The sequence below is a fragment of the Archangium minus genome (assembly GCF_044360475.1).
GTDB classification, from domain to species: domain Bacteria; phylum Myxococcota; class Myxococcia; order Myxococcales; family Myxococcaceae; genus Archangium; species Archangium minus.
In genome coordinates this window covers 319,661-334,973 of the sequence record NZ_CP043494.1, presented here as the reverse complement: position 1 = coordinate 334,973, position 15,313 = coordinate 319,661, and the positions used below count along the sequence as shown (strand labels likewise).

11 protein-coding genes are annotated in these 15,313 nt (G+C 69.4%); 5 read left to right on the top strand and 6 right to left on the bottom strand.

What is annotated here, in order from left to right; genetic code table 11:
• The first annotated feature begins 106 nt into the window (after positions 1-106).
• The gene (locus tag F0U60_RS01495) at positions 107-1,084 is read left to right on the top strand and encodes a threonine/serine dehydratase (protein ID WP_395813136.1); all 978 of its coding nucleotides are present in this window, start codon (positions 107-109) and stop codon (positions 1,082-1,084) included.
• Positions 1,085-1,087: 3 nt separating this feature from the next.
• Here the strand turns inward: F0U60_RS01495 and F0U60_RS01490 are convergent, their stop codons facing one another.
• The 3 genes from F0U60_RS01490 to F0U60_RS01480 form a co-directional block, all read right to left on the bottom strand.
• Positions 1,088-1,921 carry a sterol desaturase family protein gene (locus tag F0U60_RS01490; protein ID WP_395813134.1) on the bottom strand — a complete coding sequence of 278 codons (834 nt, stop codon included), beginning with the start codon at positions 1,919-1,921 and terminating at the stop codon, positions 1,088-1,090.
• A 136-nt stretch (positions 1,922-2,057) separates the two neighbouring features.
• Positions 2,058-2,960 (bottom strand): TonB family protein, encoded by a 903-nt coding sequence (locus F0U60_RS01485; RefSeq protein ID WP_395813132.1) that lies wholly within the window; start codon positions 2,958-2,960, stop codon positions 2,058-2,060.
• Between the two features lie 71 nt (positions 2,961-3,031).
• Positions 3,032-4,285 carry a phosphatidylserine/phosphatidylglycerophosphate/cardiolipin synthase family protein gene (locus F0U60_RS01480; RefSeq protein ID WP_395813130.1) on the bottom strand — a complete coding sequence of 418 codons (1,254 nt, stop codon included), beginning with the start codon at positions 4,283-4,285 and terminating at the stop codon, positions 3,032-3,034.
• 177 nt (positions 4,286-4,462) lie between these two features.
• Between F0U60_RS01480 and F0U60_RS01475 the strand changes: the two genes are divergently transcribed.
• From F0U60_RS01475 to F0U60_RS01465, 3 genes are read left to right on the top strand one after another with little or no spacing between them, the layout of a single operon-like run.
• Positions 4,463-5,254 (top strand): hypothetical protein, encoded by a 792-nt coding sequence (locus F0U60_RS01475; RefSeq protein WP_395813128.1) that lies wholly within the window; start codon positions 4,463-4,465, stop codon positions 5,252-5,254.
• Between the two features lie 40 nt (positions 5,255-5,294).
• Complete coding sequence (locus F0U60_RS01470; protein WP_395813126.1) at positions 5,295-5,759, top strand: FKBP-type peptidyl-prolyl cis-trans isomerase; 465 nt, start codon at positions 5,295-5,297, stop codon at positions 5,757-5,759.
• 14 nt (positions 5,760-5,773) lie between these two features.
• Positions 5,774-6,481: a 2OG-Fe(II) oxygenase gene (locus tag F0U60_RS01465; RefSeq protein ID WP_395813124.1), complete on the top strand. Its 708-nt coding sequence runs from the start codon at positions 5,774-5,776 to the stop codon at positions 6,479-6,481.
• Positions 6,482-6,505: 24 nt separating this feature from the next.
• Here F0U60_RS01465 and F0U60_RS01460 read toward each other — a convergent pair whose 3' ends face one another.
• Together F0U60_RS01460 and F0U60_RS01455 are read right to left on the bottom strand one after the other, a co-directional pair.
• Positions 6,506-7,063, bottom strand: coding sequence for a DUF2378 family protein (locus F0U60_RS01460; RefSeq protein ID WP_395813122.1), 558 nt, complete (start codon positions 7,061-7,063; stop codon positions 6,506-6,508).
• A 50-nt stretch (positions 7,064-7,113) separates the two neighbouring features.
• A complete protein-coding gene (locus F0U60_RS01455; RefSeq protein ID WP_395813120.1) occupies positions 7,114-10,353 on the bottom strand; it encodes a fused MFS/spermidine synthase in 3,240 nt (1,079 codons plus the stop codon).
• A 303-nt stretch (positions 10,354-10,656) separates the two neighbouring features.
• On the opposite strand from F0U60_RS01455, the gene F0U60_RS01450 reads away from it, so the two are divergent.
• Positions 10,657-12,372: an NAD-dependent malic enzyme gene (locus F0U60_RS01450; RefSeq protein ID WP_395813117.1), complete on the top strand. Its 1,716-nt coding sequence runs from the start codon at positions 10,657-10,659 to the stop codon at positions 12,370-12,372.
• Between the two features lie 42 nt (positions 12,373-12,414).
• Here F0U60_RS01450 and F0U60_RS01445 read toward each other — a convergent pair whose 3' ends face one another.
• Positions 12,415-15,285 (bottom strand): PAS domain S-box protein, encoded by a 2,871-nt coding sequence (locus tag F0U60_RS01445; RefSeq protein ID WP_395813115.1) that lies wholly within the window; start codon positions 15,283-15,285, stop codon positions 12,415-12,417.
• Between the last annotated feature and the right edge of the window lie 28 nt (positions 15,286-15,313).

The following is a 15,313-nucleotide window of genomic DNA, read 5'->3' as shown; positions in this document are numbered from 1 at the left end:
CCTTCTTCTCGCGGCTGGCCCATGACGCGGGGCGCAATCCATTGCAGCCCCAATTCTTTCCCCATCCTGTGAGTGACACGTCCATCGGATGGATTAGACAGGTGCCATGAGCACGCCCGTCCCCGAGTTGGAGCTCCTCCCCTCGCACGTCATCGCCGCTCGCCGCGGCATCTCGCCGTTCATCCGCCACACCCCGCTCGAACCCAACTCCACCCTCTCGAAGCTCGCGGGCGCCCCCGTGCTGCTCAAGCTGGAGAACCTCCAGGTCACCGGCAGCTTCAAGCCGCGCGGCTCGCTCCACAAGGTGCTCTCCGAGCGCGCCTCCCGGCCCGACACCGAGTTCATCGCCCCTACCGCTGGCGGTCATGGCATCGGGCTCGCCTACGCCGCCGCCACGCTCGGCGTGAAGGCCCATATCTACCTGCCTCGCTCGGCGGACCCCGACAAGCTGCGCATGATTCAGGAGTACGGTGCGCACCTCGAGTACTTCGACAGCGTGCCCCAGGCCCGTGAGGCCGCTCTCCGCGTCGCCTCCGAGAAGGGCTACACCTTCCTCTCCGCCTACAACGACCGTCACATGATGGAGGGCGGCGGCACCGTGGCGCTCGAAATCCTCGAAGACTGCCCCCACGTGGACACCGTCCTCGTCGGCGTGGGCGGCGGCGGGCTGCTCGCCGGCATGAGCGTTGTCTTCAAGGCCGTGAACCCGCGCATCCGCCTCATCGGCGTCCAGCCCGAGTCCTCCGCCGTGCTCGCACACTGGCACCGCGAGGGCCAGCCCGTGGACGTGAAGGACGTGCGGCCCTCCATCGCAGAGGGCATCGGCGCCCAGGTGGAGCGAGAGCTGCTCCCCTGGCCCTACCTCCAGCGCCACGTGGATGAGTTCGTGCTCGTCTCCGATGACGAGCTGCGCGAGGCGCTGCGCTGGTGCGTGGCCGACACGAAGTACATCCTCGAGCCCTCGGCCGCGGCGGGACTCGCCGCCCTGCGCAAGCTGTTGCCTCGCTCGCTCGGGACCACGGTGGTGGTGCTCACCGGGCGCAACGTCTCGTGGCGCCGCTTCGAGGAGCTGGTGCGGCCGTAGTGACTACGGCTGGGGCGGCTGCGGCTGCGGCTCCGCCTGGGGCGACGGTTGCGGTTGCGGCTGCGCCCGGCGGTACTCCTCGTAGCCCTTGGAGTAGGTGCCGCCGAAGAGCTTGTCCAGGTAGGAGAAGAAGCCGGCGTAGTTGCCGAAGAAACGCCGGTGGTGGAAGTCGTGGTAGACGGGCCCCTTGTAGAAGGGGACGAGCAGCGCCGGGTTCCACGGCACGTCGTAGCCCGAGTGCCCATCCGCCGCCTCGAGCTGCCGGAACACAATCCACGCCCACAGCGTCACCACATGCGCCCCCACCAGCGCGGGCCCCGTCATCACCAGCGCCGAGGTCAGCATGAACTCGACCGCGTGCATGTAATTGCCGGTGAGCGCGAAGGGCGTGGTGATGCGGTGGTGCACCGAGTGGATGTGTTTGTAGAGCCAGCGCGTGTGCAGCGTCCGATGCATCCAGTAATAGAGGAAGTCGTCCAGGACGATGAAGAAGGCAATCTGCCCGACGATGACGTACCAGGGCGGCAGCTCGCCAAAGTGGATGCCCGACATGCGGAGCAGCGGCCACGAGACCAGCACACTCATGAAGGACAACAGGTTGTTGAAGGCGAACCTTTGCAGCGAGGGCATAAACCAACGCTGCACAGGAAAATCCCTGCCCTGTACGCGGTACTTCTTCAGAGACTCGGGGTTCTTGTAGGCCACCCACGTCCAAGGTAGGGCAAACGCCAGGAACGCGGTGATGCTCAACAACGTGGAGCAGACGGCGATAAGGAAGAAACGCTCTTCCTGATACATCGCCAGGATTGTCTCGAGCGTGGTGTTTGAGCCGTCCATGCCGCCCTCCCGCGGTGACGCACACGGGAAGCGGGCGAGTTAGACATGCCGTGAAGCCTCCCTGTCGAAGGCCCCAGCTTAGCGGGTGAACGGACGGTCGGCGAGACGCTGACTCCACCTCCCCTCAAAAAAAGACTCAACCCGCCGCGGCACGCAGGGAGAAGCTCACCGGGATGACAAACTCGGCCGACTCCCGGGCAAGCGCCGAGGGCAGTGGGGAGAAGGGAGCGGCGGCCTCCACCATGCGCAGGGCCTCGGCATCCAGCACCCGGAAGCGAGAGGAGTCCTCCAGTCGAGGAGGCGCCGCCAGCGAGCCATCCCGGTTGATGCGGACGCGGACCCGCGCGGTGCCCTCCATCCCCAGTCGCACCGCCTGCGCCGGGTAGCGCCGCTGCCGGGTGACGTGGCGCGAGAGCCGCTCTCGGTAGGCCAGCAACTCCGAGTCCACCCCCACCCCCGACACGCCGCCTCCCGAGGAGGGGCCTCCTCCTGGGATAGTCCCTCCTGGAGCTACCTCGGAGGTCTCCACCGAGCCACTCCCCGGCGAGCCCTCCTCAGCGCCAACCGGGGCCGCCAGGACCGGAGCCTGAGAAGGCTCTCCAGCGGACGCAGGTCCCGGCGCCTCCGGTGTCGAAGGCGCGGGAGCCTCCACCCGGGCCTCCGACGGCGGTGGAGGCCCTGCCCTCTCTGAACGGGAGGTCGTCGCCTCCGTGCCCTTCCCGGGTGCCTTGCCCACCCGGCGCGACACACGCTCGGGCGGACGGGCTGGCGCGAGCACCTCCGGGGAGGTCTGCCCCGTCCCCTCGGCCCCGGCACTCCGCGCCGCCTCGCGCCAGACGAGCTCCACCTCGAGCGGCCCCGCCGGCCGGGAGCGCTTCGGCTCCGGCTCCGACGCACCGCGCCACAGGGCTCCCATGCCCAGCACGTGCAACACCAGTGAGGCCCCAAGGGCCAGGGAGACGCGCGACAGAGAGCCTCCGGGTCCCGCCCCTCGCGAGGCGACCCGCTGCGTGGCTCTGTCCCTGGCTCCCGGCGTCATCTCCCCGCAGCCTGTATGTCATGGCGCTCCGCCCATCAACCACCCCCGGAAGGCAGGTGAGCAGGCGAGCGTCAGAGGTACTTGCCGAAGAGCACCGTCACTCGCTCCGACAGCCGCTTGAAGAGGCCGCGCCGGCGCCATGAGTCCCAGCGGATCTCCACCGAGTGGCGCATGTCCTCCTCGAAGGCCACGGCGAGCTGCGAGGCCAGCGTCGCATCGTCCACCACCAGCGAGCCCTCCTCGGCGCTGAACGCCAGCGGATCCAGGTTCGTCGAGCCCACCATCGACAGCCGGTCATCCACCAGCAGCGTCTTGGAGTGCATCATGGATATCTCGTACTCCCAGATGCGCACCCCGTTCTCCAGCAGCCGCGCGTAGGTGGCCCGCTGGCCCTCGTGCACCGGGGGGATGTCGTGGTGTCGCCCGGGCGTGAGCACCCGCACGTCCACGCCGGCCTTCGCCTTGGCGATGAGCATGTCTTGGATAGGGCCGGTGGGGATGAAGTACGAGTTGGAGATCCACAGCCTCTTCTTCGCCGAGGCAATCGCGAGCAGCGTCATCCGCTCGGCATTGGTGAGCACGGGCGCGCCGGTGTGGGTGACGAAGCCCGCGCGGGCCTCGCCCGAGGGTGGGATGGGGTCCGGGAAGGCCTCGTCCGGGAGCATGCCGCCTCCAGCCTCCTGCCAGTTCTGCGCGAAGGCGAGCTGGATGCCGCGCACCGCCGGCCCTTGCACCCAGATGTTGGCGTCGCGCCACTCGCCCGGCTTCTTCCCGTTGCCCTCCCAGCTCTTCCAGATGCCCCAGCCCCCGGTGAGCCCGGACACGCCATCGCGCACGGCGAGCTTGCGGTGCAGCCGCGACTGGAGGCGCTTGAGGTTGAAGGAGGCGATGGTGCCCCGCAGCGGGCGGAACACGCGCACCTCGCAGCCGGCCGCCACGAGCTCGGGCCCCACATCCGCCTGAAAGCGCATGCTGCCCAGCGGGTCTACCAAGATGCGGCAGGCCACTCCGGGATGGCGCTCGCGCAGGGCCTTGATGAGCCGATCCGACGGGTCTCCCGCACGCCAGATGTAGACGAGGATGTGGATGCTGGAGCGAGCGGCGCGGATCTCCTGCTCGAGGATGTCGAAGACGTGGCCGTTGTGGACGAGCTGCACCTGGTTTCCCGGCTCCAGCTCCACGCCCACCGTTTGATACCAGGCGAGCGACAAGCCCTCGTGTGTCTCCGGCACGTCGTCGCGGATACGCAGCGCGAGCCGATGGTTCGGCAGGGGACAGCCCGCCAGCACAAGGGCGAGCACCAGCAGCGGCCAACAGTTCCTCACGCGCGCAAAGCTAGTCACGCTCCCGAAGACTGCCTTCCGGCACGCGCGCGCCGTCCACCTGTCGACAGGGAGGACCGCTCACTGTCCGCTGGGACAGGGCCGTTGGGGTGCACGGGTGGACGAAATGGGGGGGAGTCCCCATCCCTCCGCGACACACGGGTCTGTTCTCAAAACACCATGCGCTTGCCTGTTCGCCTACCCTTCTGTCTGCTCTCCCTCGTGCTCCTGGGAGCCCTGCTCGCGTCGCCACCAGCGTCCGGCCGGCCTCTCACGGACTCACACGAGGGGCTCCTGGCGGCGCGGGCCCGGGGAGTCCCCGTGGCGCTCTCCCTGCTCCCGGACCAGGGCGTCGAGTCCACTCCCCTCCCGGTCGTGGAGTCCGAATCACCCGCCGATGCTCCGCGACGCGAGCCACCCCAGAAGCACGCAAGCGCGCTGCCTCCGCGCCTGGAGAAGGATGCGCCTGTTACCGCCGGAGCCTGGGTGGCTTACGGCACGTTCGCGCTGGTACCGCTCGGGGGGGTGTATGGGGCGAGCCGCCTGGAGGGAGAACGGCTCTGGGTGACGGCGGCGGAGACAGCGGCCGGGGGCCTCACGGGCTCATTGGTCGGAGGGCTGCTGTTCCTGCAGCCGGCGGAGGCGGGCGGACGCTGGTCCGAGCTGGATGTGGCGGCCTTCGGCACGGGCCTGGTGCTGACCCCTCCCCTCGCGGCGCTGGGCACCTGGGGACTCGGCGAGCTGGCCTTCGGCGGCAGTCGGGACCGGGGACAGGCCTTCCTGGGCGCCTTGGGCGGGGCGGCCGCGGGCACGCTGCTCGGTGTGATTGCGCACGGGGTCCTCGAAGAAGTTGTGGGTAACCGCAGCACGCTCAGCTGGTTTCGGAAGACGATTGCCCTGGGCTTTGTCGGCTCGGGTGCCACCGTGGGCTACCAGTGGGCGGGCGGCGGCCCGCGCGGTCGCTCGCGTTGAAGCGCCTGGATGCGCGCCTCCACTGGTAGGCTCGCGCGCCATGAACCGACTGCTCCTGCTCGTCTCTACCAGCCTGCTCCTCCTCACGTCCGCGTGCGGCACGGACACGGGAGACCCCACGAAGGTGAAGTACGCGGCCTCGCTGGGCGTGGACCTCAACGCCATGAACCGCAGCACCTCCGGCCTCTACACCCAGGACCTGGTGGTGGGCACCGGCACCGAGGCCACGAATGGCCGCATCGTCTATGTGCACTACACCGGCTGGCTCCCGGATGGGTCCAGGTTCGACACCAGCCGTGACACCCCCGACAAGCCCATCGACTTCACGCTCGGCAAGGGCACGGTCATCGATGGCTGGGAGGAGGGCGTCGTCGGCATGAAGGTGGGAGGCCAGCGCCGGCTCGTCATCCCGTCCGAGCTCGGTTACGGCGAGGCGGGCTACCCCGGCGTCATTCCCGGGAACTCGGTGCTCGTCTTCGACGTGGAGCTGGTCAGCGTCCGCTGAGGCCCGACACCGCCATGACCGACTTCATCGAAGTCCACGACGGCGTCCTGTCGCCCGCGCTGTGCCAGGAAATCATCCAGCTCTTCGAGAAGAGCCCCCACAAGCACCGGGGCCAGACCGGAGGCGGCGTCGACCTGGCCAAGAAGGACAGCTACGACCTGCTGCTCAACACCCACCCCGAGTACCAGGACCTGCTGCGCCGCCTGCTGGACCACGCCTTCCCGCCGCTGCGGAGCTACCTGCGCAAGTACCTGTACTCGCTGATTGGCGCCGTCTCGCTCGCGATGAAGCACCCCACGACGGGCCAGGTGGTGACACTCACGCGGGAGAACTTCGCTGAAATCGGGGACCCGAACCTCGACCAGCTCATCGGCATGCTCTACCGCTACGGCAACCTCCAGGTGCAGAAATACCTGAAGGGCTCCGGCGGCTATCCGCACTGGCACTCCGAGGTGTTTCCGAAGGACGCCAGCTGCGAGCCGCTGCACCGGGTGCTCGCGTTCCAGTTCTACCTGAACGACGTGAGCGAGGGCGGCGAGACCGAGTTCTTCTACCAGGAGAAGAAGGTCGAATCGAAGGCCGGCCGCATGCTCATCTTCCCCTCGGGCTTCACCCACACCCACCGAGGCAACGTTCCGCGCTCGGGTGACAAGTACATCATCACCTCGTGGGTGATGTTCCACCGCGCCGAGACGATGTACGGCGGACGCCCTGGCCCGTGAGGCCCGGGCGCGCTGGCGGGCGGCTCAGGGCTTGGGCTTCCAGGAGGCGCGAAACGTCACGCCCTTCGGGTCGGTCTGGAGGAGCTCCACCTGGGGCTCCTCCGCGCCGCCAGCGCGCATGCCCGCGAGCACCAAGCCCGCGGTGAAGTGGCGCAGCACATCGTCCGTCTCGTTGAACCACAGGTCCATCGCCGTGGGCGAGACGTCCGTGGCGCGCACCTCCGAGTAGTTGTTGCCCGTCCGGAAGTTCTTCTGGGCGCGCTGCAGCATCCGCCGTGGTCCGAGGATGCGCAGCATGGAGAACATGGCGCCGCCGATCATCGAGTCCTGGTAGCCATCAATCATCCGCTCGCCCAGCATGCGCCAGGCCACCTCGCGGCGCTCATGCGGGAAGGCAAACGGGGCGCTGAACTCAATGCAGCGCGCCCACGTGTGCACCGGATAGGCGGGCAGCAGCGGCTTACTCAGGTCCACCCCCACCGTGAGCAGCTTCGCCTTCAGCTCGGCGGGGACCCCCGCCGGAAACGCGCGCGACAGCAGCCCCTGGAGCGAGTGATTGAAAATCAGCGGTGTGTCCGACATGCAGCGTCACCCTAGCGCGATGACCTGGGGAGTGGGAGGGAATCGTGGGCTCACGGCTCCCCCCCAGCCGAGACAGACGGCGCCTCCTCCTGGGAGGGCTCCGGATGCGGCTCCGGAGACGGGCCCCGGGCGCCCGAAGGCGCGTCCCACAGCGGCGGCGGCTCCGCCTCCAGGAACGCCGAGAGGTCCGCCAGCGCCTGGTCCGCCAGCGGGTGGCGGTTGGTGACATAGCAGCGGGCGCGCGCTTCCAGGAAGGACCGGTTCCAGTTGGGGTGGGGCTCGTAGGGCGCGAACGCCTCGGCGCACAGCCGAGGGGAGTCGAGCCGCTCGGCGAGTTGCAACCGGATGTCCATGCGCCGGCTATCCCCCGCCCGGTTGGAGAAGGGCCTGGCCAGCGCGGCGTAGAGGCGCTGCCCCAGCGCCGCGTCCTGACGGGCGATCTCCAAGCTCATCTGCATCGCGCTCTCGAGCAGCGGCTGGTGGGTCCACGGCGTGGTGTGGAGGCGGGCAAAGGCCCGCTCGAGCACCTCCGTCGCCTCGGCATACTTCGCCTGCTTCAACCGCAAACGCGCCAGCAGGGCCTCGGCATCGAAGGGCGACGTATCCCGGAGCTGCTCGATGAAGGGCCTGGCCGCCTCGTCACCCGTCTCCGCCAGCGCATGCGCCACCATGCGCGACTCGAGCAGGCCCCGGGGCTGCCATCCCCCCTCGCGCCACACACGCGCGGCGTCCTCAACGTTCCGGGAGTAGGCCTTCGCGAAGGCGGCTCGCTGCCGCAGGGAGAGCTCGGCCTCCCGGCTGTCCGGGCGACGGAAGGTGGGCTGGAGCGAGAGCGCCCGCAGCTGCTCCACCCGCCACCAGTCCGCCTCGCCGCGCTCCACCTCTGGGCGGTCCGCCTTCAGGTCCACTCCGGCGCGCTGCATCTCGGCGAGGGAGAAGCCCCTCTTCGTGCGCCCCACGCTGCGGGCGAAGGCGAACTCCAGATAGGACAGGTCATCCGTATTGACGAGCTCCTCCTGACCCTCGGCCAACGCCTTGCCCAAGACGGGGCCACCCACGTAGTGCGTGAGGACTCCTTCCAGCTCGCTCGTTGACCAGGCGGCAGCCAGGGCTCTCCGGTAGGGCTCCTGCGCCACCCGTGCCCGCATCCGCTCCAGGTCGTGCCGCAGCGGTGCCTCGGTCGCCACGAGGATGTAGTCCCCGCCCTGCGTCCGCCACGTCTCCACCGCGCCGAACTCGGTGGCCAGCGTGGCATAGACGCTGCGCACCGTGCGCGCGTCCACCTCGTACGTCTGCAGCCACTGGAGGAAGACCCCCCCGGGCGCCAGGCGCTGCTTCACCGCGTGGTAGAACTCGCGGGAGAAGAGGCTGGAGATGCCGGCCCGATAGGGATTGGAGGGCTCGGAGAAGATGATGTCGTAGGAGGCCTTGGAGGCGAGCAGCACCTCGCGAGCATCATCGAGGTGGACGTGCACCTTCGGGTTGTCGAGCACCCGCTCATTGACGTCCGCGCACTGACGCGCCACCTCCAGGATGGCGGGCTCGATTTCCACCACGTCCACCCGCTCCATCTCCGGCACGGCCGCGAGCCACCCAGCGGTGCTGCCCGTGCCCAGACCGATGACGAGCGAGCTGTGCGGCCGCGGGTGCACGAGCGCACCGATGAGCCCGCCCATGATTTGCGTGCCCGCATCCGCCAGGCTGTTGCCGTCCGACTTGCCGTTGACGAAGAACGACAGGCCATGGCCGCCGATGAGCCCCACGGAGCTCTCCACGCCGTCCACCTCCCACAGCAGCCAGCGTCGTGCGTCGAGGAACCAGTCACGCATGTCATTGGTGCTGGAGGGGGCCTGGCTGCGTCCGGCGCCGATGGGGTTGTGGCGCCAGGCGGCCGTGGGCCCCACCGCCCCGAGCAGCAGGACGGCCACCACGGCCGCGCTCACGGGAGCCAGCATCCCGCCCAGGGAGGGACGCGCCAGGCGTGCCGACAGCAGCAGCGTGACCACGCCCAACCCCACCAACACCGCGCCGACCAGTCGCCACACGCCGGGCGCGGTGAGCAGCGGCAACAGCCCGAAGCCTCCCGCCAGAGAGCCCACGATGGAGCCCACCGTGTTCCACGCGTACGCCTGGCCCACCTGGCGGCCCACGTCCTGGCCCCCACGCCCGAGCAGCGCCAGCAACAGGGGGAACTGCACGCCGGAGACGAACGCGGCCGGCAGCACCACCAGTGCGGCGATGAGCGACCAGCTCAGCACCATGCCCCCGAAGCCGAAGACGGACAGGGGCCGCGCCAGCAGCGTCAGCAACGCCACCTTGTCCCCCAGCGCCAGGGGCACGGCGAGCAGCAGCGCCTCCAGGAGGCACGTGAGCGCGAAGCCGCGCAGGGTGGCCGGACGCTTCTCGCCCCACGCCGCGTAGGCCGCGCCGCCCAGGCCAATGCCCGCCAGCGCCACCATCAGGATGAGGCCAAAAGTGAAGGTGGAGCCGCCCAGCAGGGGCCCCAACATCCGGTACCACACCATCTCCATGAGGAAGAAGGCGAAGCCCACCAGCGCCGCGGCACCCAGCACGAAGCCGCGCGGAGGCAGTGCGGCCGGTGCGGACACCGTCTCGGGCGCGGGCGTGGCCCCGGTCTCGGAAGCCGGAGCGGCGGAGCCCTCCTGCTCGGGGAGCCCGCGCGCCACCGTGCGCGCCACCAGGGCCACCAGGATGTTGACGAGGCACGCCAGCCACAGCGTGGTGCGGGTACCGAACACCTCGAAGAGGAAGAAGGTGGAGGCAGTCGCGCCCGCCACCGCGCCCAGCGTGTTGACGCCATAGAGGACCGCGAGCGCCCGGCGCCTCACGTCCTCGGGCGTCTCCGCCGCGCGCGCCGCCGCCGGCAGGGTGCCGCCCATGAGCAGCGTGGGCACCGCCAGCACCAGCGCGGAGAGCACCAGCCGCACCGCGGAGCCCAACCCCAGCCCCAGCGCCACCGTGCCGCCCAGGGCCACATAGAGGGTGCGCGCCAGCCACACCAGCAGCGGCGTCACGGCCGCGCTCACCGACACCAGCAACTCCAGGTTCGCGTAAAAAGCCAGCGGGCGCCGATCCCGGTCCACGCGCGAGCCCAGCAGCGCCCCGCCCAGCCCCAGCCCTCCCATGAAGATGGCCAGCACCGCCGCCGAGGCCGCCGTCGAGGCCCCGAAGATGAGCCGCAGCTCGCGTTGCCACGCCGTCTGGTACACCAACGCGCAGAACCCCGACCCGAACAGCAGGGGGGCGATTCTCCAGACGCGAGCGTTCATCGACACCTCGGTGGGTTGCGCGACAAGGGCGCGGATTGAAGCAGCGCCCCTCTCGGAGAGCCAGTTCCACCGCCGAGAGCGTTCCTAGACCAGGCGGGCCGACGGGCACTCTCCAGCCCCAACCCCCCCGCGCCACGAATCCGTCACGCTCTTCTTGACACGATGCGCTGGCACACAGCGTCGTGGGCTGAATGCATGGGAGACCCGAGCCTCCCCTTATGCCTGCCTGGTAGGGGGCCTTGTTGGGGCGAGGGGCAAGCCGTTAAGGGAGCGCCCCCCCAAACAAAGACGAAGCTTTCCCCCATGAAACAGTACGAGAAGAAGTTCGACGCGAACGGCCGCCCCTTCCTGGAGACGCACCTCACGGGGCTGGTGCTCACCCGCCTGCCCCTGCTCAACAAGGGCACCTCCTTCACGCTGGAGGAGCGGCGCGAGTTCGGGCTGATGGGCCTGCTGCCCCCGCACGTGTCCTCGCTGGATGAGCAAATCGAGCGCTCCTACGCCAACTTCCGCTCCTTCCGCTCGGACCTGGAGAAGCACGTCTTCCTGCGTGCCCTGCAGGACCGCAGCGAGGTGCTCTTCTACGCGCTGCTCAATCGGCACATCGAGGAGATGATGCCCATCATCTACACGCCCACGGTGGCGCAGGCGGTGGAGCAGTTCAGCCGCATCTACCGCTATCCGCGTGGGTTGGTGGTGAGCCCGGAGAACATCGGCGACATCGACGCGATGCTGGAGAACACGCCCTTCCCGGACGTGCAGCTGATTGTGGCCACGGACAACGAGGGGATTCTGGGCATCGGCGACCAGGGCTTTGGCGGCCTGGCCATCTGCATTGGCAAGCTGTCGCTGTACACGGCCGCTGCGGGCATCGACCCGGCGGTGACGCTGCCGGTGGAGCTGGACGTGGGCACCAACCGCAAGGAGCTGCTCGATGATCCGCTCTACCTGGGCGTGAAGCGCCCGCGCATGGAGGGCAAGGAGTACGACGACTTCATCCACACCTTCGTGACGGCGCTCAAGAAGCGCTTCCCCAACGTGCTGGTGCAGTGGGAGGACTTCAGCAAGCAGAAGGCCTTCGACGTGCTGGACCGGTACCGGGACGTGCTGCCCTCGCTCAATGACGACGTGCAGGGCACGGGCGCGGTGGTGCTGGCGGGCCTGCTGTCGGCCACGCGACGCAGCCAGACGACGCTCGGGCAGCAGGTGTACGTGGTGCACGGCGCGGGCGCGGGCGGCGTGGGCGTGGCGCGGCAGATCGTCCGCGGCATGGAGCGCGAGGGCCTGAGCACGAAGGAGGCGCGCGAGCGCATCTTCCTCATCGACTCCAAGGGCCTCATCCTCAAGGACCGCAAGGGACTGGAGCCGTACAAGCTGGAGTTCGCGCACGAGCCGTCGCGCGTGGCGGGCTGGAAGCTCCAGGGCGCGATTCCGAGCCTGCTGGAGACGGCGCGGGAGGCGAAGGTGACGGTGCTGCTGGGCCTGAGCGGCCAGCGCGCGGCGTTCGGCGAGGACGTGGTGAAGGCGGTGGCGGCCAACACGCCGTACCCGGTGGTGTTCGCGCTGAGCAACCCCACGGCTAACAGCGAGGCGGTGCCGGAGGACATCTACCGGTGGACGCAAGGCAAGGCGCTGGTGGCCACGGGCAGCCCCTTCCCGGACGTGGAGTGGGACGGGGCGCCGCACCCGGTGGGCCAGGGAAACAACGCCTTCATCTTCCCGGGCCTCGGGCTGGGTGTGCTGCTGACGCGGGCCAGGCGGGTGACGGACGGCATGCTGACGGCGGCGTCGCTCGCGCTGGCGGACTACACGGACGGCGCACGGCTGGCGCAGGGCGCGCTCTACCCGCGCATGGACCGGCTGCGCGCGGCGAGCCGGCAGGTGGCCATCGCGGTGATGCGCCAGGCGGTGAAGGAAGAAGTGGCCACACGCACGCTGCCCGAGGACCTCGAGGGCCTGCTCGAGGCCGAGATGTGGCGACCCGAGTTCCTCCCCCTGCGGCGCGTGCCGGGGAAGTAAAGCACCGGCTCGACCCGAGAAGCTCCGCGCTCCAGCCGCGCGTCAGTGGCTGGAGCCAGACCCGCAGGGCAGGCATACGGTGAAGGTGGTGCCCGCCTCGCCGGTGCCCACCTCCACCCGCCCTCCGTGCCCCTCCACCACCTGGCGCACGATGTAGAGCCCCAGCCCCAGGCTCCCTGCCGGCCGGAACTTCGACATCCCCCGGCGGAACGGCTCGAAGAGCACCGGCAGCAGCTCCTCTGGGATGGGCGCGCCCTCGTTGAACACCGACAACTCCACCTCTCCCTCCCGCGCGAGCACCCTCACGCGCACCGCCGTCCTCTCCCGTGCGTGCCTCAGCGCATTGGACAGCAGGTTGGAGAGCACCTGCCTCATGCGCGGCCCATCCCACAGCCCCTCGCACGAGCCATCGCCCTCCAGCCGGATGTCGCTGCTCGGGTGCGTCACGGAGAACTCGTCGATGACCTCGTGGCACAGCCGCACCAGGTCATTCGCCGTGCGCTCCAGGGGGATACCTCCGCCCAGCCGCCCCCGGGTGAAGTCGAGCAGGTCCGAAATCATCCTCCCCATGTTGTCCGCGCTGTTCGCGATGCGCCCCGTCATGCGCATCAACGCTTCCGGCGAGGGCCGCTCCATGCGCTGCAGCGTGCGCGCCCCCAGGGAGATGGCCTGCAAGGGATTGCGCAGGTCATGGCTCACCATCCCGAGGAACTGCTGCTCCAGCTCCGCCCGCTGCCGTGCCTCCTCATAGAGCCGCGCCCGTTCCAGGGCCTGGGCTCCCAGTTGGCAGAGCGACTCCAGATTCGCCCTCTCTTGGGGGCTGATGCGGCGCTGCGAGAGAAAGCTCAACCCCAGGACGCCCACCACCCGCTCGCCGTCCTTCAACGGCATGACCCCCCAAGAGCGGCGCGGACTCTCACTCAACCGCCGGGCAACGTCGGGAAAGCCTCGATCGAGGGACTCACGCGATTCGATCCACACCGAGCGTCCCGTGCGCACCGACTCCGCGAGGGGCGTGGGGTCCGTGATGGACATGACCTGGTACGCGCGAAGCAATTCCTCCGGGTAGCCCACGGCCCCGAGGATGAGCAGCTTCCTGCCCACCACCACGCAGACGGAGCCCGCCTCGGCATCCAACGACTTCAGGCCGTGCTCCACCAGCGCATCGGCCACCTGCTTCTGGGTCAGCGCGTGCGCGAAGGCAGCCGTGGTGGCCTGGAGGGCCGCGGCATGCTGCTCGGCCAGCTTGCGCTCGGTGATGTCCAGTACGGTGCCCAGAATGTGGACCCGGCCATCCGCGCGCACATGCACCCGGCCCCGCGAGGCCACCCACCGCAGCACGCCGTCCTGGAGCCCCACCGCCCGGTACTCGGCCTCATAGAGGCCGCCATCCTGGCCGGCGAACGCGCGACCGGAGCTTTCCGCCACCCACGCACGGTCGTCAGGGTGCACGCTCTCCATCCACATGTCGAAGGTCGCTCGCGCATCGGGCGGCAGCCCGAACAACTCCCGGGTGCGCGCGTCCCACTCCAGCTCCTGCACCCCTGGCGTGTAGCTCCAGACCCCGAGCGCGGCGGACTCCATCGCCAGGCGCAACCGCTCCTCGCTTCCCCGCAGCGACTCCTGGGTGGCCATCTGCTCGGTGATGTCCTCCACCGTCAGCACGCCGGCGACGATGGCGCCCTCCGCGTCGCGCACGGGCGCGGCACACGCCCGGGTGAGCCGGGTCGAGCCATCCTCGTGGCGGATGACGAACTCCTCCGACACCGTCTCGCCTCCGCGCAGCGAGCGCACCAGCGGCAACTCCTCCAACTGATAGGGCCGCCCATCCAGGTGCAGGACGCGCTGCGCGCGGTACTCCGCCGACATCTGATGCACGGGCGACCCCACCAGGGAGACCAGCCGCTCATTGCTCAGCAACGTCTGGCCCGAGGGCGCCTCGGCGATGAGGACACCCGTGGGCATCTGCTGCAACACGGCGTTGAGCAACCGCTCCTTGGATTCCAGCTCGGCCATGAGCTGCTTCAACTGGCGCTCGACCTGCCGACGCGCGGTGATGTCCACCACCACCGTCACGCCCCGGCGCGACTCGCTCTCGAACAGCGCGGAGCCGCGAATCACATCCACCCGCGTACCGTCCTTGCGCAGGTACTGCTTCTCCATCAGCTCGGACACGCCCGTCTCGAGCAGGGCCTGGACGTTGCGGTGATCCTGCTCGTGCCAATCGGAGGGCGTCAGCTTCCGCCAGTTGAGCAGGCCCTGCTCCAGCTCCTCGCGCGTGGCGCCCACCATCTCCAGGAAGGTGTCGTTGGCATCGAGGATGGTGCCATCCAGGTCCCAGTAGAAGGTGCCCACCACGCCGGACTCGGTGAGCCGCCGCGCGCGCGCTTGGGACCTCTCCAACTCGCGCTGGAGCCGCTGCTGCTCCGCCAGCGCCGTCTCGTGCTCACGCTGGCGGGCCAGCTCGCCCCGGCGCATGCGCACCAGGGCCCACGTCTGCGCCACCAGGTGCTTGGGTTCGATGGGTTGGGGAATGTAACCGTCCGCCCCATCATCGAAGAGCCGCGCCTCCAGCTCCTCGTCCCGCAGCAACGAGGAGACGTAGAGCACGGGGATGGCGGAGGTGGTGGGATTCTCCTTGATGCGTCGGCAGACGTCGAAGCCGCTGATGTCCGGCAGGCGCACGTCCAGCACCACCACGTCTGGCCCAAGCGCCACCGCCGTCAGGGCCTCCTGACCACTGGCCGCCTCCAGCACTTCCATCCCCGCCCGGCGCAGCGTCTTGACGACGAAGTACCGCTTGGCTTCCGTGTCATCCACCACCAGCACCCGTCCTTCGATCCGGGGGGTGGAGACCGGCTCCTCACGCGACACCCGCTGCGGAGAAAGCTCGGAGTTGCTGCTGCTCGACAAGATGAGGACTCCTCTTCGCCTGGGGGCA

Coding starts and splice junctions, on each gene's coding strand:
- F0U60_RS01470 (WP_395813126.1), top strand. CDS start 5,295: ATGAACCGACTGCTCCTGCTCGTCTCTACCAGCCTGCTCCTCCTCACG.
- F0U60_RS01490 (WP_395813134.1), bottom strand. CDS start 1,921: ATGGACGGCTCAAACACCACGCTCGAGACAATCCTGGCGATGTATCAG.
- F0U60_RS01485 (WP_395813132.1), bottom strand. CDS start 2,960: ATGACGCCGGGAGCCAGGGACAGAGCCACGCAGCGGGTCGCCTCGCGA.
- F0U60_RS01460 (WP_395813122.1), bottom strand. CDS start 7,063: ATGTCGGACACACCGCTGATTTTCAATCACTCGCTCCAGGGGCTGCTG.
- F0U60_RS01495 (WP_395813136.1), top strand. CDS start 107: ATGAGCACGCCCGTCCCCGAGTTGGAGCTCCTCCCCTCGCACGTCATC.
- F0U60_RS01465 (WP_395813124.1), top strand. CDS start 5,774: ATGACCGACTTCATCGAAGTCCACGACGGCGTCCTGTCGCCCGCGCTG.
- F0U60_RS01450 (WP_395813117.1), top strand. CDS start 10,657: ATGAAACAGTACGAGAAGAAGTTCGACGCGAACGGCCGCCCCTTCCTG.
- F0U60_RS01455 (WP_395813120.1), bottom strand. CDS start 10,353: ATGAACGCTCGCGTCTGGAGAATCGCCCCCCTGCTGTTCGGGTCGGGG.
- F0U60_RS01475 (WP_395813128.1), top strand. CDS start 4,463: ATGCGCTTGCCTGTTCGCCTACCCTTCTGTCTGCTCTCCCTCGTGCTC.